15 protein-coding genes are annotated in these 20,532 nt (G+C 72.3%); 5 read left to right on the plus strand and 10 right to left on the minus strand.

Features of this window, described 5'->3' with window-relative positions; translation table 11 throughout:
* Positions 1-20 precede the first annotated feature (20 nt).
* Entirely contained in the window at positions 21-863 is an 843-nt protein-coding gene (locus tag ABGB05_RS01970) for a DUF3152 domain-containing protein (RefSeq protein WP_347651370.1), read from the minus strand.
* Between the two features lie 469 nt (positions 864-1,332).
* Between ABGB05_RS01970 and ABGB05_RS01975 the strand changes: the two genes are divergently transcribed.
* On the plus strand, positions 1,333-2,040 hold the full coding sequence (locus tag ABGB05_RS01975; RefSeq protein WP_347651371.1) for a DUF998 domain-containing protein: 708 nt from the start codon (positions 1,333-1,335) through the stop codon (positions 2,038-2,040).
* A 154-nt stretch (positions 2,041-2,194) separates the two neighbouring features.
* Here ABGB05_RS01975 and ABGB05_RS01980 read toward each other — a convergent pair whose 3' ends face one another.
* The 5 genes from ABGB05_RS01980 to ABGB05_RS02000 all read right to left on the minus strand — a co-directional run bounded on the left by ABGB05_RS01980 (position 2,195) and on the right by ABGB05_RS02000 (position 8,020).
* Complete coding sequence (locus tag ABGB05_RS01980) at positions 2,195-3,571, minus strand: glycoside hydrolase family 18 protein (protein ID WP_347651372.1); 1,377 nt, start codon at positions 3,569-3,571, stop codon at positions 2,195-2,197.
* A 195-nt stretch (positions 3,572-3,766) separates the two neighbouring features.
* On the minus strand, positions 3,767-5,056 hold the full coding sequence (locus ABGB05_RS01985; protein WP_347651373.1) for an NAD(P)/FAD-dependent oxidoreductase: 1,290 nt from the start codon (positions 5,054-5,056) through the stop codon (positions 3,767-3,769).
* Positions 5,053-5,610 (minus strand): TetR/AcrR family transcriptional regulator, encoded by a 558-nt coding sequence (locus ABGB05_RS01990; RefSeq protein WP_347651374.1) that lies wholly within the window; start codon positions 5,608-5,610, stop codon positions 5,053-5,055. The genes ABGB05_RS01985 and ABGB05_RS01990 overlap by 4 nt, the downstream gene beginning before the upstream one ends.
* 121 nt (positions 5,611-5,731) lie before the next feature.
* Positions 5,732-6,271, minus strand: a complete 540-nt coding sequence (locus ABGB05_RS01995) for a hypothetical protein (protein ID WP_347651375.1) — start codon at positions 6,269-6,271, stop codon at positions 5,732-5,734.
* A gap of 132 nt (positions 6,272-6,403) precedes the next feature.
* A complete protein-coding gene (locus ABGB05_RS02000) occupies positions 6,404-8,020 on the minus strand; it encodes a histidine kinase (RefSeq protein WP_347651376.1) in 1,617 nt (538 codons plus the stop codon).
* 155 nt (positions 8,021-8,175) lie between these two features.
* On the opposite strand from ABGB05_RS02000, the gene ABGB05_RS02005 reads away from it, so the two are divergent.
* Both ABGB05_RS02005 and ABGB05_RS02010 read left to right on the plus strand, forming a co-directional pair.
* On the plus strand, positions 8,176-10,572 hold the full coding sequence (locus ABGB05_RS02005) for an HAD-IC family P-type ATPase (RefSeq protein ID WP_347651377.1): 2,397 nt from the start codon (positions 8,176-8,178) through the stop codon (positions 10,570-10,572).
* Between the two features lie 197 nt (positions 10,573-10,769).
* A complete protein-coding gene (locus tag ABGB05_RS02010; RefSeq protein ID WP_347651378.1) occupies positions 10,770-11,645 on the plus strand; it encodes a hypothetical protein in 876 nt (291 codons plus the stop codon).
* Between the two features lie 44 nt (positions 11,646-11,689).
* Here ABGB05_RS02010 and ABGB05_RS02015 read toward each other — a convergent pair whose 3' ends face one another.
* A complete protein-coding gene (locus tag ABGB05_RS02015) occupies positions 11,690-12,679 on the minus strand; it encodes a helix-turn-helix domain-containing protein (protein ID WP_347651379.1) in 990 nt (329 codons plus the stop codon).
* 89 nt (positions 12,680-12,768) lie between these two features.
* On the opposite strand from ABGB05_RS02015, the gene ABGB05_RS02020 reads away from it, so the two are divergent.
* Positions 12,769-17,142, plus strand: a complete 4,374-nt coding sequence (locus ABGB05_RS02020; protein ID WP_347651380.1) for a S8 family serine peptidase — start codon at positions 12,769-12,771, stop codon at positions 17,140-17,142.
* A gap of 142 nt (positions 17,143-17,284) precedes the next feature.
* Here the strand turns inward: ABGB05_RS02020 and ABGB05_RS02025 are convergent, their stop codons facing one another.
* The 3 genes from ABGB05_RS02025 to ABGB05_RS02035 are packed head-to-tail and all read right to left on the minus strand — an operon-like array spanning position 17,285 to position 20,069.
* On the minus strand, positions 17,285-17,887 hold the full coding sequence (locus ABGB05_RS02025) for a hypothetical protein (RefSeq protein WP_347651381.1): 603 nt from the start codon (positions 17,885-17,887) through the stop codon (positions 17,285-17,287).
* Positions 17,884-18,762, minus strand: a complete 879-nt coding sequence (locus tag ABGB05_RS02030; protein WP_347651382.1) for an ATP-binding cassette domain-containing protein — start codon at positions 18,760-18,762, stop codon at positions 17,884-17,886. The genes ABGB05_RS02025 and ABGB05_RS02030 overlap by 4 nt, the downstream gene beginning before the upstream one ends.
* Positions 18,763-18,806: 44 nt before the next feature.
* On the minus strand, positions 18,807-20,069 hold the full coding sequence (locus tag ABGB05_RS02035; protein WP_347651383.1) for a winged helix DNA-binding domain-containing protein: 1,263 nt from the start codon (positions 20,067-20,069) through the stop codon (positions 18,807-18,809).
* A gap of 111 nt (positions 20,070-20,180) precedes the next feature.
* Here ABGB05_RS02035 and ABGB05_RS02040 point away from each other — a divergent pair, with 111 nt between their 5' ends.
* A complete protein-coding gene (locus ABGB05_RS02040) occupies positions 20,181-20,516 on the plus strand; it encodes a YciI family protein (RefSeq protein WP_347651384.1) in 336 nt (111 codons plus the stop codon).
* Positions 20,517-20,532: the final 16 nt, after the last annotated feature.

The raw sequence follows: 20,532 nt of genomic DNA on the forward strand, positions 1-20,532 counted from the left end.
GTCGATCAGGCCCGGACAGTTCAGTGGTCGTCGCGCGGGATCGGGTCGTCGTACTGGCCGGGACGCCCGGCGTACGGCTTGCCGTCGCGCAGCGGCCAGGAGTTCGGCTTGCAGCCGTGCATGCCGAGCGTCTGCTGCTGCATCACCGGGGCCACCTTGCCGCGTCCCGGGCACAGTTCGTGGCCGTGGCCGAGCCGGTGCCCGACCTCGTGGTTGATCACGTACTGCCGGTACGCCGCCAGCGGGGCACCGTAGTTCGGGACGCCGTGCGCCCAGCGGGCCACGTTGATCACCACACTGGCGCCGTTGCGGCAGGAGGTGTAGCGGTCGTACCCGTCGGCGCAGAGCTTGTCGCGGGTCGCCGGGGTGGCGAGATAGAGGGTGAAGTCGGCGGTGTCCTTCGGCCCGACCCGCTGCAGGCGCCAGTCGCCGCTCCCGGTCCAGCTGCGCGGGTCGCCGAGGGTGGCCACCGCCGCGTCCGCGAAGTCCTCCGGGGTGATGCCGGTGATGCCCTTCTCGACCGCGACCCGGAACCGCATCAACTGCCCCTCCTCGCCGAGGACCGGGCTGCGTCCGGCGACGGTCCGCCAGGACTGCGGCCCGGACTCCGGGTACCTGATCGGAGGCGGTTCGGGGGACCGGGTCGGGCTCGGCGGGACCCGCCCGGGAGCCGGCTCGCCGGGGTGCGGGGCGGGCGGCAGGGCCGCGACCTGGCCGCCACCGGTGTCCGGGTGAGGATTGCCGATCGCCTCGACGACCCCGACGACCCCGACCACCAGGCCGACCACCACCACCGCCAGCGCGGGCAGGAAGAGTCGTCGGGTGGCGGACGGCCGCGGCGTGCCGGCGTGGCGGGCGGGCATGGGCGTCTCCTCACGTACGGCCGAAGCCGTACCTTCGCGGGGCGCACGGCGGCTGTCCCACTCACCGTAGTCAGTGACCAGATCCGCTCTGACCAGCGGGTGCGCATCAATGGATCTTGATGTGCGTCGCTGGTGTCCTGTCCTCAGTAAGGACGCTAGTGGGCCCGGCACCCGTTGCATCCCGGATGTCGGCGCTGTACCCCGTACGGGCGGTCGGCGGCCTTCGTGAGTTGTCGTCCCGGTGGTGCACGTCGTCTGTCGGACCGGTCGGGGGCGGCGGTCCACCCCGAGCAGGAAGTGCAGGTAAAAGCCGCAATTATCGTTGCCCCTGGCTAAACGATCGTGGCGTCATCCCGCGTTGATCCTTCCAGGGGCTTGGGGGGATCGTTGATTTCACCCCTCCTCACCAGTAGCCAGCAGAGGCCCTACGGGCGAGGGAAACCATGACCTCACTGTGCAAGGAGTTTCGATGCATGCTGCGCGGGAGATGGTGTCCGAGCTGTTCGACGGCATTCGCGGGCCGGGCGTCTCCACCGATCAAACCAAGGCCGACGGGGTAACCCGGCTCCTGCTGAACTGCGGTGTCATTGCCGGCCCGCTATTCCTTGCGGTAGGCGTGGTCCAGGGTCTGACCCGCGAAGGCTTCGATTTCACCCGCAACGCCATCAGCCAACTCAGCCTCGGCGACCTGGGCTGGATACAGGTAATCAACTTCGTCATTGCCGGAACACTGATCATCGCCGGCGCGATCGGCCTGCGGCGAGCACTGCACGGCGGGCCAGGCGCCACCTGGGTACCCCGGCTGGTCACCGCGTTCGGCATCTCATTCCTGGTCAGCGCGGTGTTCGCGGCCGATCCCGGTGCCGGTTTCCCTGTCGACACCCCCGAAGACCCGACCACCCCCACTCTCAGCACCCACGGCGCCGTCCACATGTTCGGGGGCATGATCGGCTACCTGGCGCTGTGCGCGGCATTCATCGTGTTCGCGCGGCGCTTTTCCGCCCAGGGTCGGCGTCGCTGGGCGCTGGCCTCCCGGATCGTCCCGGTGGTCGTCATCGCCGGCTTCGTCGGCTCTTCGGCGAGCGTCCTGGTCTTCTTCATGGGAGCGGCCCTGGGCCTGGTATGGCTCACCGCGACGACCGCCCGGCTCGCCATAACGACGCCGACCAGATGGTGACCTGCCGGAGCCTCGACTGTGGGGTGGGCGAGCCCCACCTGATGCCCAATCAGCAGTCCATACCGGGATAAAACGCCAGGTGTGCTGGGCGAGAGCAGACGTGGCCGGTGGCCGTCGGGGAGACGACCCCCGGCCACGCCGGGTCAACTTGTGGTTACGGCGTCCAGAGTCCCAGGTCGATCGTCCTGGTCAAGGTCGCCTGGTCGTCGTCGCCGTCCAGCGACCAGACCATCGCCCCGCCGAGTCGCTCGGTCCGGATGAAGAACATCTTCTGCAGGATCACCGCCGGGTCGTCGTACGTCCAGAAGGTGGTGCCGTCGTAGAGCCAGGCGGTGCCGGCCCGGACGTCCCGGTAGAGCCGGAAGCCGTCCCGGCCGACCTTGTCCTTGAGGATCTTGTAGTCCTCGTAACCGGGTTCGTACGTCGCCGGGGCCGGGCCGGTGGCGGCGCCGAACAGCCCGTTGCGTCCGCCGGTCACCCCGGTCCAGCCTCGGCCGTAGTACGGGATGCCGATCACCAGTTTGCGGCGTTCGGCGCCCCGGTCGATCCAGGCGTCGACCACGCGGTCGAGCGCGTAGTCCGGCTCGGTGGCCCCGGCCGGCACCCGCAGCGCGGACTGCTGGTTGGCGACCGGGTCCCAGCCGCCGTGGAAGTCGTATCCCTGGACGGTGGCGAAGTCGAGGTTCCGGAAGACCTTCTTCACCTCGAAGCCGGCGTCGATCGCACCGGTGTTCGCCGGTACGAACGCGGTCAGCGCGTAGTGCTTGCGGGTCGGCCGGCCGAGCGCGTCGAGCTGGCGGCGGAACTCGGCGACCAGGGCGGTGAAGTTCTGCTTGTCCTCCGGGCGGTAGACGGTGTCGACGTCGCCGACCGAGCCTGGCCACTCCCAGTCGAGGTCGATGCCGTCGAAGACCCCGGCGAGCGAGCCGGGGCCGCCGGCGCTGCCGTCCGGGTTCGGCAGGTTGCCCCGGAGGTAGAGGTCGATGCAGGAGGTGACGAACTTCCGGCGCGACTCGGGGGTCAGCGCGGCGTCGGAGAAGTGCGTCGACCAGCTCCAGCCGCCGAGCGAGATCAGCACCTTCAGGTCGGGGTGCAGTTTCTTGAGCTTCTGCAGCTGCCCGAAGTTGCCGTTCAGCGGTTCGCCCCAGGTGTCGGCGACGCCGTCGACGCTCTCCTCGGCCGGCACCGGCCGCTGGTAGTCGGCCCAGGCATCGCCCTCGCCCGGGCCGCCGTCGACGTAGCAGCGGCCGTCCGGGCTGACGTTGCCGAACGCGTAGTTGAGGTGGGTGAGCCGGCCGGCGGCACCCGAGTCGTGCAGCTTCTTGACGGTGAAGGCCCGACCGTAGATGCCCCACTGGGTGAAGTAGCCGACCTTGACGTAGCCGTCCCGGTGGCCGCCGGTCTTTCCGGTGGTCTGGGACGGTCCGCCGGGGGCGGCCGATGCCGGGGGTACGGCCACCGCGGCGAGCAGGACGGTGGTGGTGGCCAGGGCGGTGACGGTGCCGAGCCGGCGAAGGACGGATCCGCGCATGTGCACTCCTGACTGGAGGATGGAGCGACGGCACAACAGTTAGGAAACTTTCCGATGTAAGCCTGAAAGGTAGGGCCGTCGATGCGCACGGTCAAGAGCCGACGCTCCGGCGTGCCCCGTGCCTGATCGACGCGGCCCTACGCCGGTGGTGCGCCCGATGTCCTGTCTGTGCACGGATGGATGGCGAGCGGTCGCTTACCGCGTGTGGATCGGAGTGGTGACCGCCCGCTCCCATTCGCGGGGGGCGCTGACCTTTGCCCAGCTGTTGCCGAACGTGACGCGGCGAAGCGGCGCCGCCAGGTTGCAGAAACGGAACCACGTACGACTGAAGAACATGTCGACCGGGTTGCTTGTCAGCCCCTGTCGCAGGGTTTCCATGGCTACGTCGACGGCCTGGAAGCCGTATTCGCGCATTTCGGCCTCGTAGTCGCCGATCGCGTCGAGTAGGGGTAGCTGGCCCCGGGCGACCTGCGAGAGTTGGCGAGTGAGGAGGGCGGCGTCGCGCAGGGCGGTGTTGGCGCCGTTGCCGCCGGTTGGCGGCATGCCGTGCAGGGCGTCGCCGAGAACAGTGACCCGAGAGGGGGTCCAGGGTGCTGGGCGGTCGGACGCCCGGAACGGAAACGCGCTCACGTCGTCTGGTGGGCACCGGTCGATGAGCTGACGTAGCGCCGGATGCCAGTCGGTGGTCAGGCTCGCGATGTGGGCCTTGAGTCGGGTGCCGTCGAGGCGTTCCGGATGTGCGGGGAGCTGGCCGTCGCGGGCGACAAAGGCGCACAGGAGGTAGTCGTCCCCGGCCGGCTGTTGACGTTCGAACGCCGAGGTGAACAGGAAGTACGGTGCGGCCGCCATGATGAGGTTCATGCCCTGACCGAGCCGTGTGGGCAGCCAGGTTCGGGTGTCGGTGTCGAGCGGCAGCTTGAGTCCGACCCCGATCGCGTGGGTGTCGCGGAGGGTCGCGGCGGGCAGGTACTGCGCGCGCAGCCGGGAGTTGATCCCGTCGGCGCCGACGAGGATGTCGCCCGTTGCCGAGGTGCCGTCGGCGAAGTGGGCGGTGGGGCGGCCGTCGGCGGCAAGCTCGTAGCGGTCGAAGGTCTTGCCGTAGCGGACGGCGTCGCCGAGCCCGTCGAGGAGGATGCCGCGCAACGTGTGGCGGTCGACGGGGTACGACCGCTCGGCGGGCTCGGTGACCTGCGGGTACATGATCGGGTCCTCGACGACCACCAGTTCGCGAAGATCGCTGTCGAGGAAGCCGAAGCCGCCACCAGGGCGGCCCGCGGTGTCCAGGAACATCTGCCACTGCTGGTCGGGCAGGCAGGCGCGCAACGACCGGCTGCCGGCCGGGTTGATCGCGAGCCGGTAGCGGTCCAGGCGGTCGTCCCGATGCGCGTCGCGCTCGTACACCACGACCTCGATGCCGTGTCCGCGCAGGCCCTGAGCGAGCGCGAGACCGCCGATGCCGGCACCGATGATGACAACGTTGATCATTCTGAGGCTCCCCGTGAGTAGAGGTCGCACAGCTGCCTGACGACGACCTCGGCCGTGTCGGGACGTAGGCGAAGGCCCTTGAGGGTGGCGATGACCAGCTCCACACTGGCGTCGACGTCGAGGTCGAGCGACCAGGTCCCTTGTTCGATGCCTGCTTCGAAGAGCGCCGCGAGCGCGGCCCGCCAGCCCTTCTCGTCATGTCTGATGTTGGCGGCCATCGCCGCGTCGCGGCGGGCGCGCAGGTCAAGCTCGTCGAGCACGATGAAGAGCTCGGGCCGTTCCACGATCGCCGTGGCGACCGCACCCAGGTGGCGACGCAGTCGCTCGGGGGGCGCCAGGTCGGGTTGCATGGTCCCCTCGAGTTGGCTGGTGACGTGCTCAAGCACCGCCGCGATCAGGTCCTCCTTGGTCCGGAAGTAGTGGTGCAGCGTGGAGTGGTCGATGCCGGCGGCCGCGGCTATCGGCCGCAACCGGAAACCCTCGAAACCCTGGTCTGCGATCGCCGCGAACGCCGCACGGATCAGTGCCTGTCGACGGTCGGTCTGGTCAGCCATTCCACGCACCTCAAACCTCAACCAACTGGTTGGTGGACGGTAGCACCTCGGAGGCGATCGATCAACCAAGTGGTTGGTGGGGCGCTTCTCGGCGTACCCGGCGCTGGATTCGGCGGTCCGCTTAGCAGGTGCCGAAGCCCTCGTCGAAGACGCGGCGCGCGTAGTCGGCGTACCCGGCGATCGTCTTGCGGACCGTCCGACCGTCGTGCAGGAAGAGGTACGCCCGGTCGCCCTGCTCCGCCAGCAGTCCGTCGTACCGGTGGGTGCCGGGTGGGGCGGTCAACGCGGTCGCCTCCGGGTGCGCATGCCGTACCTGCTCGACGGGGGTGCCGGCGGTGATCCCCTCCGGGGTGCGGACCGGTGGACTGGCCCAGAGCAGGACGAGCCGGTGGTCGGCGAAGATCGGGCTGACCGTGCCCGGGCTGGTCAACCCCGGGCCGCAGCCCAGGTCCTGGGCCGGATCGAGGACGCCCCGGCTGATCAGCTCCTGCTCACTGTCGCCGAACTCCACATTGTGGACACCCTGCAGGTGGAGGACGTCCGGCCCGTACCCCGGGGTGGTCGCCGGGTTGTCGTCCGAGAACGTGCGGTACGCATGACAGACGGCGACGGTGCCCGCCACGAGCACCGCCACGATCCGTACGACGTTTCGTGCCTCCATGTCACCCTCCGGCAACAAAGAGTAGGTTATGCCCGATTGACGCGGATGGTCGGGCCCCCCATCCGGATCCACAGCCTGTGGATAGAACATGTGTACGACGACGGTCGGCCCGCTCCGGACCGGGGGCCACGGCTATTCCGGCATCGGGCGCGCCGACGGTTCGGAGTCGGGCAGGACGTCCTTCGCCACCAGCCGGCCGTCCGCCGTACAGAGCCGGTAGACGTCCACCCGGGGCTGCAGCACGTCCCCGTGCGCGCGGTAGTACCGGCACCCGGCCCCGGGCGGCGTGGGCAGCGGATCGGGATCGGGACGTTCGAGCGTCTCCCGGCGGGGCAGCAGCGGCTCCACCGACGCCCACTCCTGCCCCACCACCAGGACGGCGTACCGCTGTGGGCTGAGCACCGAACCACCGGTCACGTAGAGGTAGTAGCCGAGCGCCGGGCCGCCGAGGCTCACCGCGAGGGCGGTCAGCACCAGGGATGCGACGACCAGACCGCGTCGCGCCTCCCGGTGTGCCAGCCGCCGCCGGTCCGCCGCCGGGGTGGTCGGGCCGTCGGACCGGGCCGGATCCGGAGACCAGGTCGGCGCGAGGGGCAGCCGCGCGACAACCGCGAAACCGCCGTCCCGCTCGTCCGTGTGCAGGGTGCCACCGATCAGACGTACCCGCTCGCGAAGCCCGACCAGGCCGCGCCCGCCACCGGGGCGGTGCCCGACGGACCCCGGCGACGGCCGCTCGTTCACCACGCTGACCAGCAACATCCCGGTGTTGTCGGCCCGGTCGAGCCGGACCTCCACCGGCGCCCCCGGCGCGTGCTTGTTGGCGTTGGTCAGTGCCTCCCGCACGATCCGGTACGCGGTCCGGCGTACCAACCCCGGCAACGGTGCCGGCCCCGCCGGAGCGCGCAGCCGGACCGGCGTACCCGCGGCGCCGGCCCGGCGGACGAGCGCCTCGATGCTCTCCCCGTCGGCCCGGCCGGCGGCATCCTGCGTCGGGCCGTTGTCCGTCGGGCCGTCCTGCGTCGTGCCGTCGTCGGTCCGGCCGGAAGTGTCGTCGTCCCGCAGAACGGTGATGATGTCGCGGAGCTGGGCGGTCGCGGCGGCCGCGCCGAGCCGGAGCTGTCCGGCCGACGCCCGGCTCCGCTCGTCCAGCCCGGCGTCCAACTCCAACGCGCCGGCCCGGAGCGCGAGCAGACTCAGCTCGTGACCGAGCGAGTCGTGCATCTCCTCGGCGATCCGCGCCCGCTCGCGCAGTCGTACCTCGGCGACGAGGCTGCGCTGCGCCCGCTCCAGCTGCTCCGCCTGCTCCCACCCGGCGGCGGTCAGCTCAGCCTGCTGACGCCGGTACCGTCCCAGCAGCCACGGGAACAGCCCGGCGTAGATCAGTGCCCCGGCCTGGATCGCCCAGGTGACGAAGTCGTACCGGGACAGCACGACCACGGTGCCGAGCGCGGCCAGCACCGGGTAGCCGACGGCCGCCGGCCAGATCGGCGCCATCCGACGGCCGAGCAGGTAGCTCACCACCGGCAGCGCGAACGAGTAGTTCCCGTCCAGCGCGCAGAGCCCGACCACGACGAAGAGCGAGACCAGCGGCAGGCGGCGGCTGAGCCACACCGCGCCGCCCCAGAGCGTCAGGCCCGCGACAAGCAACCCCACCGGGTACGCCTGGTGCCCGCTCCATCCGGAGACCACCAGTAGCGCGAACGGCAACCAGAGCAGGACGTCCCAGGAACTGCCGAGATGTCGCCTCACCCGGCTCAGGTTAGGGCGACGGGCGGCGGCGGGGCTCCGGGAAACCCGGCCGTCGTACCCGGACAACGGGTCGCCGCCGACCCTGAGAAAGCTCAGGGTCGGTGGTTGACGATCGGGCGCAGCCGCACGGCCGGCCGGATTCGTAACGTCGGCGCATGCTGACAGCACAAGCCGGACTGACCACGGCCGACGTCGCGGAAAGGATCGCCGCAGGCCAGGTCAACGACGTACCGGTGCGGTCCGGCCGGACCGTCCCGGAGATCGTCCGGGCCAACCTCTTCACCCGGATCAACGCCATCATGGGCGTGCTGTTCGGGGTGATCCTCGCGGTCGGCCCGATCCAGGACGCGCTCTTCGGCGGCGTGATCATCGCCAACACGGTGATCGGCGTCGTCCAGGAACTCCGGGCCAAACGTACGCTCGACCGGCTGGCGATCGTCGGCGCCGCCCGGCCGGTCGTCCGCCGGGACGGTCGCGCGGTCGAGATGGCCGCCGCCGACATCGTGCGGGACGACCTCATCGAACTGGGCCCGGGCGACCAGATCGTGGTCGACGGGGTGGTGGCCACGGCCGACCAGTTGGAGGTCGACGAGTCGCTGCTTACCGGTGAGGCGGACCCGGTGCTGAAGCGGGCCGGCGACCCGTTGCTCTCCGGCAGCTTCGTCACCGCCGGCACCGGCGTGTTCACCGCGACCCGGGTCGGCCGTCAGGCGTACGCGGCCCGGCTGGCCGAGGAGGCGAGCCGGTTCACCCTGGTGAACTCGCAGCTGCGGACCGGGTTGAACACCATCCTGCGGTTCGTGACCTGGCTGATCATTCCCACCGGAATCGGCCTGATCGTCGGGCAGTACCTGGTCAACTCGGACGACCTGCCGGAGGCGCTGCGCCGGATGGTCGCCGGGCTGGTCCCGATGGTGCCGGAGGGGCTGGTCCTGCTCACCTCGGTCGCGTTCGCGGTCGGGGTGATCCGGCTGGGCCGGCGACGCTGCCTGGTGCAGGAACTGCCGGCGATCGAGGGGCTGGCCCGGGTCGACGTGGTCTGCCTGGACAAGACCGGCACCCTCACCGACGCCGAGATGCGGGTCGCCGAGATGCGTCACCTCGGCCCGGCCGCCGCCGAAGCCGGCCCGGACACCGTCGAGGCCACCGGAGCCGGCGCCGCCGACGCACCGGTCGCGGCGGTCCTCGGGCTGCTCGGTGCCGCCGACGAGCGGCCGAACGCCAGTCTACGGGCGGTCGTCGAGGCGTACCCGGCACCGGAGGGCTGGACGATCGGGGCGCGGACAGCCTTCTCCTCGGCCCGGAAGTGGGGCGGCGCGGTGCTGACCGACCCGGACGGGCGGCGCGCCGAGTGGCGGCTCGGCGCCCCGGACGTCCTGCTGCCGGCCGGACACCCGGTGCTCGCCGAGGCCGACACGTACGGCGAACGCGGACTCCGGGTGCTGCTGCTGGCCCGGATGGCGCCCGCCGCCTCCCATGGTGGGGTGGCAGGCGTCGAGCCGGTCGGGTTGGTGGTGCTGGCCCAGCGGGTCCGGCCGGAGGCGGCGGCGACGCTGCGCTACTTCGCCGAGCAGGGGGTGGCGGTCAAGGTGCTCTCCGGGGACAGCGCGGTCTCGGTCGGGGCGGTGGCTGGTGGGCTGGGACTTCCCGGTGCCGAGCAGCCGGTCGACGCCCGGGAGCTGCCGTCCGAGCCGGCCGCGCTCGGCGACCTGGTCGAGCGGCACACCGTGTTCGGGCGGGTCGGGCCGCAGCAGAAGCGGGACATGGTGGCGGCGTTGCGGGCCCGGGGGCACACGGTGGCGATGACCGGGGACGGGGTCAACGACGTACTCGCGTTGAAGGACGCCGACATCGGGGTGGCGATGGGTTCCGGCAGCCCGGCGAGCCGGGCGGTGGCGCAGATCGTCCTGCTGGACAACAGCTTCGCCGCCCTGCCGGCCGTGGTCGCCGAGGGGCGGCGGGTGATCGGCAACATCGAACGGGTCGCGAACCTGTTCCTCACCAAGACCGTCTACTCGGTGCTGCTCGCCATGGCGGTGGTGCTGAGCGGGCTGCCGTACCCGTTCCTGCCCCGGCACCTGACCATCATCTCGTCGCTGACCATCGGCATCCCGGCGTTCTTCCTGGCACTCGCCCCGAACACCGAGCGGGCCCGGACGGGTTTTGTCGGGCGGGTGCTGCGGTTCGCCGTACCGGCCGGGGTGGTGGCGATGGCGGCGACGGTGGCGTCGTACCTGTTCGCCCGGGGGGTCTACGCCGGCGACCTGGCCGCCGAGACGTCGGCCGCCACGCTGACCCTGTTCCTGGTCGGGCTCTGGGCGGTGGCGATCATCGCCCGGCCGTACACCTGGTGGCGGCTGCTGCTGGTGCTGGCCCTGGCGGCGACGTTCGCCGTGGTCCTGGTGGTGCCGTTCCTCCAGGACTTCTTCCAGTTGAGCCTGGTGGGTACGACCGCACCGACGGTCGCGGTCGGCCTCGCCCTGGCCGCCGGGCTGCTGCTGGAACTGGTACGTCGATTCTCGCCGGCTCGCCCGGATTCGCCGAGCCGTTGATCCGGTGCCTTGTCCCGAGCGTGGCACGATCTGGTGAGTCGACTGTGGACGTCTTTCCGTAGTGTCTTTCTCGACCGGGAAAACCCCAGGTCAGAGGTTGAGTCAAACCCCGAAACCACCACCTCGGGGAACTGTCGCCGAATTGACAGTACGACTGACCCGAATGCGACACGACACACATGAGGAGAGGTCCCCCGATGAACGCACGAGTCACTGGCGCCGCCCGGACCCGCCGGATCGCCGCGACGCTCGGCCTGGCGTCCGCCGCCCTGATGGCGACCCAGTTGACCCTGGTCGCGCCGGCCGGTGCGGCACTGCCCGGGCTGACCCGGGTGGTCAGCACCGGCCAGCCGGACAGCAACTGGAAGACCTGGCAGGCGGCCTGCCCGTCGGACACCATGCTGATCGGCGGCGGCGGTCGGGTGAACCGGTCCGACGGCCAGGTCACCATGGACACCATGACGCCGGTCTTCGGCGCGACCGACGTGTACTCGGTGACCGGGCGGGAGGACGACAACGCGTACTCCGGCGACTGGTCGATCACCGCGACCGCGCTCTGCGCCCGACCGCCGGTCGGCTGGGAGCAGACCGAGTCGGCCGGGCCCTGGAACTCGAACAGCAAGGGCCACACCGTCTTCTGCCCGCCCGGCAAGCAGATCCTCGGCTTCGGGGTGGAGATGAACGGCGGCATGGGACAGGTGGTCGTCGACGAGCTGCGGCCGGCCGCCGACCTGAGCAGTGTCACCATCACCGGCATCGAGGACGGCAACGGGTACGCCGACGACTGGCAGATCCGGGGCGAGGCGATCTGCGTGTCGCCGATCGCCGGTCTGGCCCGGGTCAGCAGCCCGCTCGGCATCCTCGACTCGGAGCGTACGAAGAGCGCCACCGCGACCTGCCCGGACGGCAAGCGGGTGCACGGTGTCGGCGGTGAGATCGACCAGGGTGCCGGCCAGGTCCGGATGACCGCGATCGAGCCGATCTCGGACACCCAGGTCCGGGTCAGCGCGAGCGAGGACGAGGACGGCTACGGCAACCTCTGGGCGGTCCGGGCGTACGCGATCTGTGCCTGACCGCCACCGCACCCCCCGATCCCCGGCGTCGACGGCGCCGGGGATCAACCCGTCGCCGGGTCGCCGGGGCCGGGGATCCAGCCGCGCCGGATCGCCTCCATCCCGGCCTGGAACCGGGTCTGCGCGCCGAGCAGGTCGAGCAGCCGCCGTACCCGCCGGCGCATGGTACGTACCGAGAGGCCGAGCTGCCGGCTGATCGTCTCGTCCTTCACCCCGGCCGCGAGCAGGGCGAGCAGTTGCCGGTCCTCGTCGGAGAGTTCGTCGACACCGACGCCGGAGTCCAGTGGCACGGCCCGTTCCCAGCAGATGTCGAAGACGAAGGTCAGCGCGTCGAGCAGCACCGACGCGTACACCAGCAGGCTGCGGGCGCCGTCCGGGCCGGGCTCCGTCGGCACCAGCGCGGCCCGGTCGTCGACCAGGTGCATCTTGAACGGTACGTCGACCGCGACCCGGGCCTGCTCGCCGAGGGTGCCCAGGTGCCGGATCTCGGCGAGGGCACCGGGCTGCTCCAGCGACTCCGGATGGTAGATCGCCCGCCACCGGACGCCCCGGGCGAGCACCGCCGGCTCGACCGGGTTACCGGCCGCGTGCACGTACGGCGGCCGGTCGAAGGCGCGTACCTCCCGGACCGCGCTCTGCTGCAGCCGCAGGAAGGTACGGCTGATCTCCTCGCCGACGACCACCTCGACCGGGCCGGCGGCGTGCTCGCCGGAGCGGACGCTCTCGAAGATCGCGGCGAGTTCGGTGGCGGCGTCCCGGGCTCGGCGCAGTGCCTGCTCGGCCGGGTGCAGCAGGGCGTCGAGCGCGACCCGGGGCTCGGCGGCGGCGTACCGGTCCGGTTGACTGGCGAGCCGGGCCACCAGGCCCTGCCGGCGCAGTTGGTCGAGCCCGGCCGCGACCCGGGCGGCGGGTTGGCCGGTGCTGGCCGCCAGTTCCTCCACACTCGCCCGGCCCCGGCTGAGCAGGACCCGCAGCACCTGTTCGTCGGCGGCCGGGATACCGGCCCCGGCGAGGGCGTTCCGTTCGGAGGACACGGCCGATTGTGGCCGGCAGGTGCCATCGGCACCAACATGACGTTGCCAACCATTGCCGCTGGCCCCGGTCCCGGGCTCCCCTATCAGCCATGATCACGACTTCCTTCCCACCCTGGCGGGGCATGGCGGCGACCACTGCCGTCCTGCTCGCCGCCGGGGTCCTCACGCCGGGGTCGGCCACCGCCGCCCCGGCCACCGGCCCGGACCGTACGGTGATCGTCGAGTTCGACGCCGCGCCGACGATCAGCGCCGCACCGCCGACCGGCACCGTCGACGCCCAGGCCGACGACCGGCTGCGTCAGGCGCGGGCGGCGGTCGCCGCCGTCGAGCAGGAGGTGACCGAGGCGGCCCGACGGTCCCGGATCAGCCTCGACCGCCGCCGCTCGTTCCAGGTCCTGTTGCCCGGCATGGCGGTACGGGTGCCCGAGGGACAGCTCGACGTGCTGCGCCGGCTGCCCGGTGTGCGGGCGGTGCACGAGGTGGCCCGGTTCCAGATCCGGGGCACCGGGGTCGCCGAAGCCGCCGCCCTGGCCGGCGCGCCCGACACCGCCGCTGTGGCTGGCGGTGCGGGCGGCTCGTCCGGCAGCGTCGAGCCGAACCTGTCGCTGATCGGGGCACCCGAGGCGTGGCAGCGCGAGGACTCCACCGGACGGCCGCTGCGGGGCGCCGGAGTCAACGTCGCCGTCATCGACACCGGCATCGACTACACCCACCCCAGCCTCGGTGGCGGCTTCGGCCCCGGACACAAGGTCGTCGGCGGGCACGACTTCGTCAACGACGACGACGATCCGATGGACGACCACAGCCACGGCACCCACGTGGCCGGCATCATCGCCGGGACCGGCGTGGGCGGGGCGATGGGCGTGACCGGGGTGGCCCCGGACGCCACACTGACCGCGTACAAGGTGCTCGACGCGAGCGGCTGGGGCGAGACCGACGACATCGTCGCCGCGCTGGAGGCCGCCGTCGACCCGGCCAACCCGTACCGGGCCGACCTGGTCAACCTCAGCCTCGGTGCCGGCGGTGACGGCACCGACCCGGTCGGCCGGGCCGCCAGCGCGGCGGTCCGGGCCGGGGTGACGGTGGTCGCCGCCGCCGGCAACGAGGGACCGGGCGAGTTCACCATCGGCACCCCGGCCGCCGCCGACGGCGTCCTCGCGGTCGGCGCCACGACCAGCGGCATCCGGCTGCCGGTCGCCAACCTGCGCAGCCCGCGCCGGGAACGGCTGATCACGTACCGGGCCGGGGTCTCGGCCAACCCGCCGAGCCGGCGGACCACCGGCGACCTGGTGGACGTCGGCGCCGGCACCCCGGCCGACTGGGCCCGGGTCGGCGACGTACGCGGAAAGGTCGTGCTGGTCAGCGGTCCGCCGGGCAGCGACGCCAACCCGGAGGACGTGGACCGGTTCGCCGAGGCGGAATCGCGCGGCGCGCTGGCCGCGATCGGCTACCTCGGCAGCGCCATCGGTGACGGCTCCGGCATCGGGGTGTCGGCCGGCTCCGCCGTCGGCGCGTCGGCCACCTCCGGCGGGCCGGCCAGCACCGGCGCCGGGCCGCCCGCCACCGGCGAGTTCACCGCGACCGTGACCAAGAGTCCGGACCCGCGCGCCGAACTGCGCTTCACCCGCCTCGTGGTGCTCGGCATCATCGACCCCGGCCAGTACGCCCAGTTGCGGCACCTGCTCGACGCCGGCCGGGTCCGGGTCGACATCTCCGGTGAGGACGTCACCGACCAGGTCGCCAGCTTCTCCTCCCGGGGACCGAACCTGCGCTGGCAGCTGAAGCCGGAGATCGCCGCCCCCGGCGTGGAGATCCGTTCGTCGATCCCGGCCGCGCTCTGGCCGGCCGGGGTGCTCCGGTACAGCGGCACCAGCATGGCCTCCCCGCACGTCGCCGGAGCCGCCGCGCTGCTGCGGCAACTCCACCCGGAGGCCTCACCGGCCCGGTTGACCTCGACCCTGGCCGGCTCGGCGGCACCGATCGACGCCGGACCGGCATCGGCCGGCGCCGGACGGCTGGACGTGACGGCAGCGCTCGACGCCGACCTGTCCACCGACCCACCCGCGATGTCACTCGGACTCGCCGACCACACCGGCGACCGGGCCCGGGCCACCGGCACGGTGACCCTGCGCAACACCGGCCGGCGGGCCACCACGGTGAAGCTCGGGGCCACCCCGGCGGCCGGCAGCCCCGGCACGGTACGGGTCAGCCCGGACCGGGTCACCGTGCCGGCCGGCGGTCAGGCCACCGTCACGGTACGGGTCGACGTACCGGTCCCGGACCAGGGCACCGCCGACGTCTCCGGCTGGCTGACCGTGGACGCACCGAAGGACGGCACCGACCTGCGGGTGCCGTACCTGCTGGCGACCCGTACCCCGTGGCTGTACGTCACGCCGGACCCGAGTGCCGGAGACAGCACCGTCTACGTCGACACGCTGCTGCCGGTGTCGACGCCACCGACGGTGGAGGTGACCGGTCCCGACGGACGGCGCAGCCGACCCGTGGCGGTCGCCGACGGCGGTGTCTGGTGGCACGCGCCGGTCCGCGGTGACCGGCCCGGTGTCTACACCGTCACCGCCACCGTCCGCAACGACGCCGGCACGACGATGCTCGGCCGCTCCCACTTCGAGGTCGCCGAGGACCCGGCGAGCACACCGTGGAGCCTGATCGGGCCGTACGGGACCGGCGGGTTCCTCGCCACCACCCCGGCCGACCCGAACCGGCTGGTGGTCACCTCGGAGAACAGCGCCGGACTCTGGATCACCACCGACCGGGCCCGGACCTGGCGGTACGAGGGGCTCGCCGCCGTACCGGCGGGCCGGCCGACGGTCCAGCTCGACCCGACGCGGGCCGACCGGATGTGGGTCGCGGTCGCCTCGACGGGGGATCCGACCTTCCAGGGCCGGATGCTGCGCACCGACGACGCCGGCCGCAGTTGGCGTACCCTGCCGTTCCCGGACGCCGAGATCCTCGGCTTCGCGGCCGGTACGGACGGCCGGACGCTGGCGGTGGCGACCACCTCGACGGTCGAGGTCAGCCGGGACGGCGGGGACAGTTGGACGTCGACCCCGGCGTTCTGGACCGGTCGGGCGGTCGGGCTGGAGCTGCTCGGCGACGACCTCTTCCTGGCCGGCGACGACGGCGTCTGGCGATGGTCGGGACTGACCGGCACCCCGACCCTGGTCCGGGCGGCGGACGACTTCTTCACCCAGCCGTACGACCTGGCGGTCGCCGGTGGGACGGTCGCGGTCGCGCTCTGGAACGGCACCGTCTGGGGAAGCAGCGACCGGGGTGGCAGCTGGCGACAGCTGCTCGCCACCGAGGACATCCTCAGCCTAACCGCCGCCGGCCGGACCCTGCTCGTCGACGCGCACGGGCAGAACCAGGTCAGCACCGACGAGGGTCGGACCTGGCGGCCGGCGGCCAAGGTGGGGACGGCGGTGGTCAACAGTCTGGCGCAGTGGCCGGGCGACGACCGTACCCTGCTGGTCGGGATGGAGAGCGCGGGCGTCTTCAGCACCACCGACGCGGTGCACCACACCCGGATCGGCACCCCGGGCCCATCCGCCGACGAACTGCTGGTGACCGGCGGGGAGCTGCTGGTCGGCACCCCGGTCGACGTGTACCGCACCCCGCTGCCCGGTGACCCGGGTCGGCTGGACTGGGGAGCGTCGGCGGGCGAGGGCATGATCGGTTTCACGGTACGGGGACTGGCGGTCCAACCGGGCCAGCCGCGTACCGTGTGGAAGCTGCTGATGACCGGCTTCTTCAGCACCCGGCTGCAGCGCAGCGTGGACGGCGGGGTCACCTTCACCGACGTCTACACCGATCCGGTCACCCCGCTCGGGCTGCTGCTGCATCCGGCGGATCCGCGCTGGATCTACCTGCCGTACAAGGACCTCTCCGGGGCCGGGCTGCTGGTCAGCCGGGACGGCGGGACCTCCTGGCGCAGGATCGACCACCGCACCGAGTACGCGGCGGTCGCCGGAGACCCCCGGGATCCGCAGCGGATCTGGCTCGCCGCCGAGGGTGGCCTCTGGCGGTCCGACGACGGCGGCGCCACCCGGGTCAAGGTGCTGGACGGTCCGGTGTCCGCCCTGCACGTCGACGGTCGACGGATCGTCGCCGCCGGGGCCACGATCCGGGTCAGCACGGACGGTGGACGTACCTTCACCGAGGCCCGGAGCACCGGAAGCGGGCCGTACACGCTGCGGATGCGGGTCAGTCAGATCGTCGAGTCCGACGGTGTCCTGTACGCCGGCACCGGCAACTTCCGGACGGCGGGTCTGACCATCAACGGGCGTGGGGTGCTGCGCAGCACCGACGGCGGCCGTACCTGGAGCAACATCGCCGCCGGGCTGCCGGATCCCTCGGTACGCTCGCTGGCGGTCAGCCCCGACGGCCGCTGGCTCTACGCCGGCACGGCCGCCGGTGGCGTCTACCGGTTGCCGATTCGTCGCTGAATCCACGGGTTGACGCCGGCGTCCGCTGAGCGTCGACACCGGAACTCGGGCCGGGCCACCCACGGGTGGCCCGGCCCGAGTCGTCCGCGACGGGTGCCGACCGGCTCGCCGCGGCGGCGATCTGGGGCTGACCGGTGTCGGTTCAGTCGCCGGTCAGATCCCGGCGGACGGCGACGACCGCGCCGACGACCGCCAGCCCTGTCCAGCAGGCCAGGACCAGCAGGCTCTGCCGGTCGCCCGCGCCGGCGGCGAGGAACGCGGAGAACGGCAGCGGCGCGGTCAGCCGGCCGAGCAGACCCTCGACGAAGAGGAACCAACCGGTCCAGCCCAGAAAAACCCAGGTCGGACGCCGGAGGACGGCCGCGTTCGCGGCCCCGAACACGGCCATCAGCGGTACGACGGTGAGCGTGTCCCGGAACTGGGTCACCTCACCCCGGCCGAGGACGCTGACACCACTCAGTACGGCGAACCCGACGGCCACGAGCACGGTGGTGACGAGTTGACCGGCCAGTACGGTCAGTCGCCTGGGCCGGGCGAGGTGGAGCAGGACCGCCGTACGGTGCTGGTGGTGCTGGGCGACCTGCATGACACCGAGGCCGAACGCGCCGATCCCGGCGAGCAGTTCCCAGGCGTCCATGTTGAACCAGCCGATCAGCAGGCCGAGCCCGCCGAGGACGACGAGGGAGAACAGGCTCGACCGGATCGTCACCACCCGGTAGAGCTCGCTGCGGACCAGGGCGATCATGAGGCGCCTGCCAGGTCGAGGAAGATCTGTTCGAGGTTCGGGGTGTCGACCGTCAGCTCGTAGACCGGCACCTGGACACCGAAAGCGATCTCACCGGCGTCCTCGGGGGAGAGGCCGACCACCGCCAGGGCCTGCCCGTCGGCGCTGACCCGCGCCCCGGCCCGTTCGAACGCCGACCAGAGCCGGCGCGGGTCACGACCCCGGACCCGCAGCCGCCGGGCGGTGGTGCCGTACAGCTCGGCGAGCGGGGACACCCAGCGCACCCGGCCGTCGGCGATGACGACCACGTCGTCGATGAGCTGCGCCAACTCGGCGAGCAGGTGACTGGAGATGAGTACCGTCCCGCCCTTGCGGGCGTGCTCGCGCAGCAGTTCCCGCAGCCAGGCCATGCCCTCCGGGTCGAGGCCGTTCGCCGGCTCGTCGAGGATCAGCACGGCCGGGTCGCCCAGCAGCGCGGTCGCCACCGCGAGGCGTTGCCGCATGCCGAGCGAGTAGCCGCCGGTGCGCTGGTCGGCGGCGTGCCCGAGGCCGACGTACCGGAGCAGGTGGTCGACCCGGGCGCGGCCCGCGCCGGCCAGGATCGCCTGGGCGGCCAGGTGGGCCCGGCCGGTCTGGCCCGGGTGGCTGATGCCCTGTTCGAGTACGGCGCCGACCTGCCGGAGCGGGTCGGGCAGGTCGGCGAAGGGTCGGCGGTTGACCAGGGCCCGGCCGGAGGTGGGGCGGGTCAGGCCGAGCAGCATCCGCAGGGTGGTCGTCTTGCCGGAGCCGTTGAGGCCGAGGAACCCGGTCACCCGGCCCGGTGCGGCGGTGAAGGTGACGTCGTCCACGGCGCGGACCCGACCGTACGTCTTGCTGAGCGCAATCGCCTCGATCATCCCGGCCATTATCGCCGGTCCGGTGGTGCCGGTGGGGTTCGCGATCAGCCCGGCAGGACCCGGACCTCGACTCCCGGCAGACCCTTGTCCCACCAGTGGCCGTACCGGCGGTAGGCGGCGGGGTCGCGGCCGGCCAGGAAGCCGACCATCGCGCGGGCCTCGGCGGCCAGCCCCTCCCAGGTCGCCTCGTCCAGCCGGTGGAAGGCGGTCGCCTCGACGCCGGCCGGGGTCGGCCGCCACACGCCCGCCACCCGGCCGTCGACCAGCAGCGTCGGCAGGACGTCGCCGTTACGACGGGTGATCACCGTGCGGTACTCCGGCGGAACGACGCGGCTGCGGTCGGCGTACCCGAGCAGCACGCTGTCCCACATCGGCAGCAGCCGGGGCGGCGCCGGCGTCTCCTCCGGCGGCAGCGGCGCCCCGGGTACGTCGAACAGGGGTGCCCCGTCCGGGCCCGTCAGCCGGACGACCCGGTCACCGAGGGCGTCGACGGCCTGCCGCAGCACCGGGGTCCGGAGCAGACTGAACTGCGCGATGTCGCGTGCCGAGGCGGGCCCGAACCCCGCCAGGTAGCGCAGCACCAGCGACCGCACCGAGTCGGCGTGCGCCGGCGCGTCCAGGGGGTCCGGGGCGGCGACGAACGACGCCGGAATCCGGTACGACCACGGGCCGCCGGTCGGGACGTGGTGCATCGGCGCGTACGTCCGCAGCGCCCACCACAGCCATTTGTGCCGGTCTCCAGGGACCGGCCGGCCCCCGGGCTGCGACTGGTCTCCAGGCGGCGACTCGCCTCCGGGCTGCGACTGGTCGGTCGGGTCCGACCGGTCGGCGAGCCGGGACGCCAGCATCTCCTGGATCTCGACACCCGTTCGCGGACGGGCCAGGAACGTCGCCAGGTGCGGGAGCAGCGCGTCGGCGTCCGCCACGGTGAGCCCGGCGGCGGCGAACCGGAGGTCGTCCAACCGGGCGGACCGCAGGAAAGGGGCCATCGCGGTGTGGAACGCCGGCCAGTCCCCGGCGTGCACCGCGTGCAGGGTGCCGCGCAGCAGCGTCGACCGGACCACCACCCGGTCCGCGAACGCGGTGTCGAGATCGGCCGGATCGAAGCCGACGAGCCGGTTCCACAGGGCGAGGTACGGCGACGCCGGCTCCTGCGCCTGCACCGCCACGATCCGGCGTACCGCGTCGGGCACGGTCATCGGCTCGCGCCGCAGCAGCAGTTGACGGGCCAGGGTGGCCCGGTTGAGCCGACGCGGGGTGAGGGTCGGCCGGTGATCCGCTGCACCACCGCTGGCGGTCTTCTGCACGCCGTGACGGTACGCCCCCGCGTCGACAGCGGAATCTTTTCCGGGCAGCTGTCCGGAACCGGGGCGGCCGTTCGTCACTACGGTGGAAGTCAGCTCAAGGAGGCCCTGACCATGAAGTACATGATGTTCGTCTGCAGCGACCCGGAGCCGGACCCGGACACCGCGAACTATCCCGACGTCGAGAAGTGGGTGGCGGAGAACGACGCCGCCGGCCGGCGGCTGGACGGTTCGGTGCTGGGCCCGACCTCGAGCGCGACCACGGTCCGGGTCCGTAACGGTGAACTGCTGGTCTCGGACGGACCGTTCGCCGAGACCAAGGAGGTCATCGTCGGCTTCGACCTGCTGGAGTGCGCGGACCTGGACGAGGCGATCGAGGTGGCGCGTACCCACCCGATGGCGTGGGCCGGGCGGATCGAGCTCCGGCCGCTCGCCGACCTGGAGCCGTGACGGGTTCCGAGCCTGC

Source organism: Plantactinospora sp. B5E13, assembly GCF_039871775.1.
GTDB lineage: Bacteria > Actinomycetota > Actinomycetes > Mycobacteriales > Micromonosporaceae > Plantactinospora.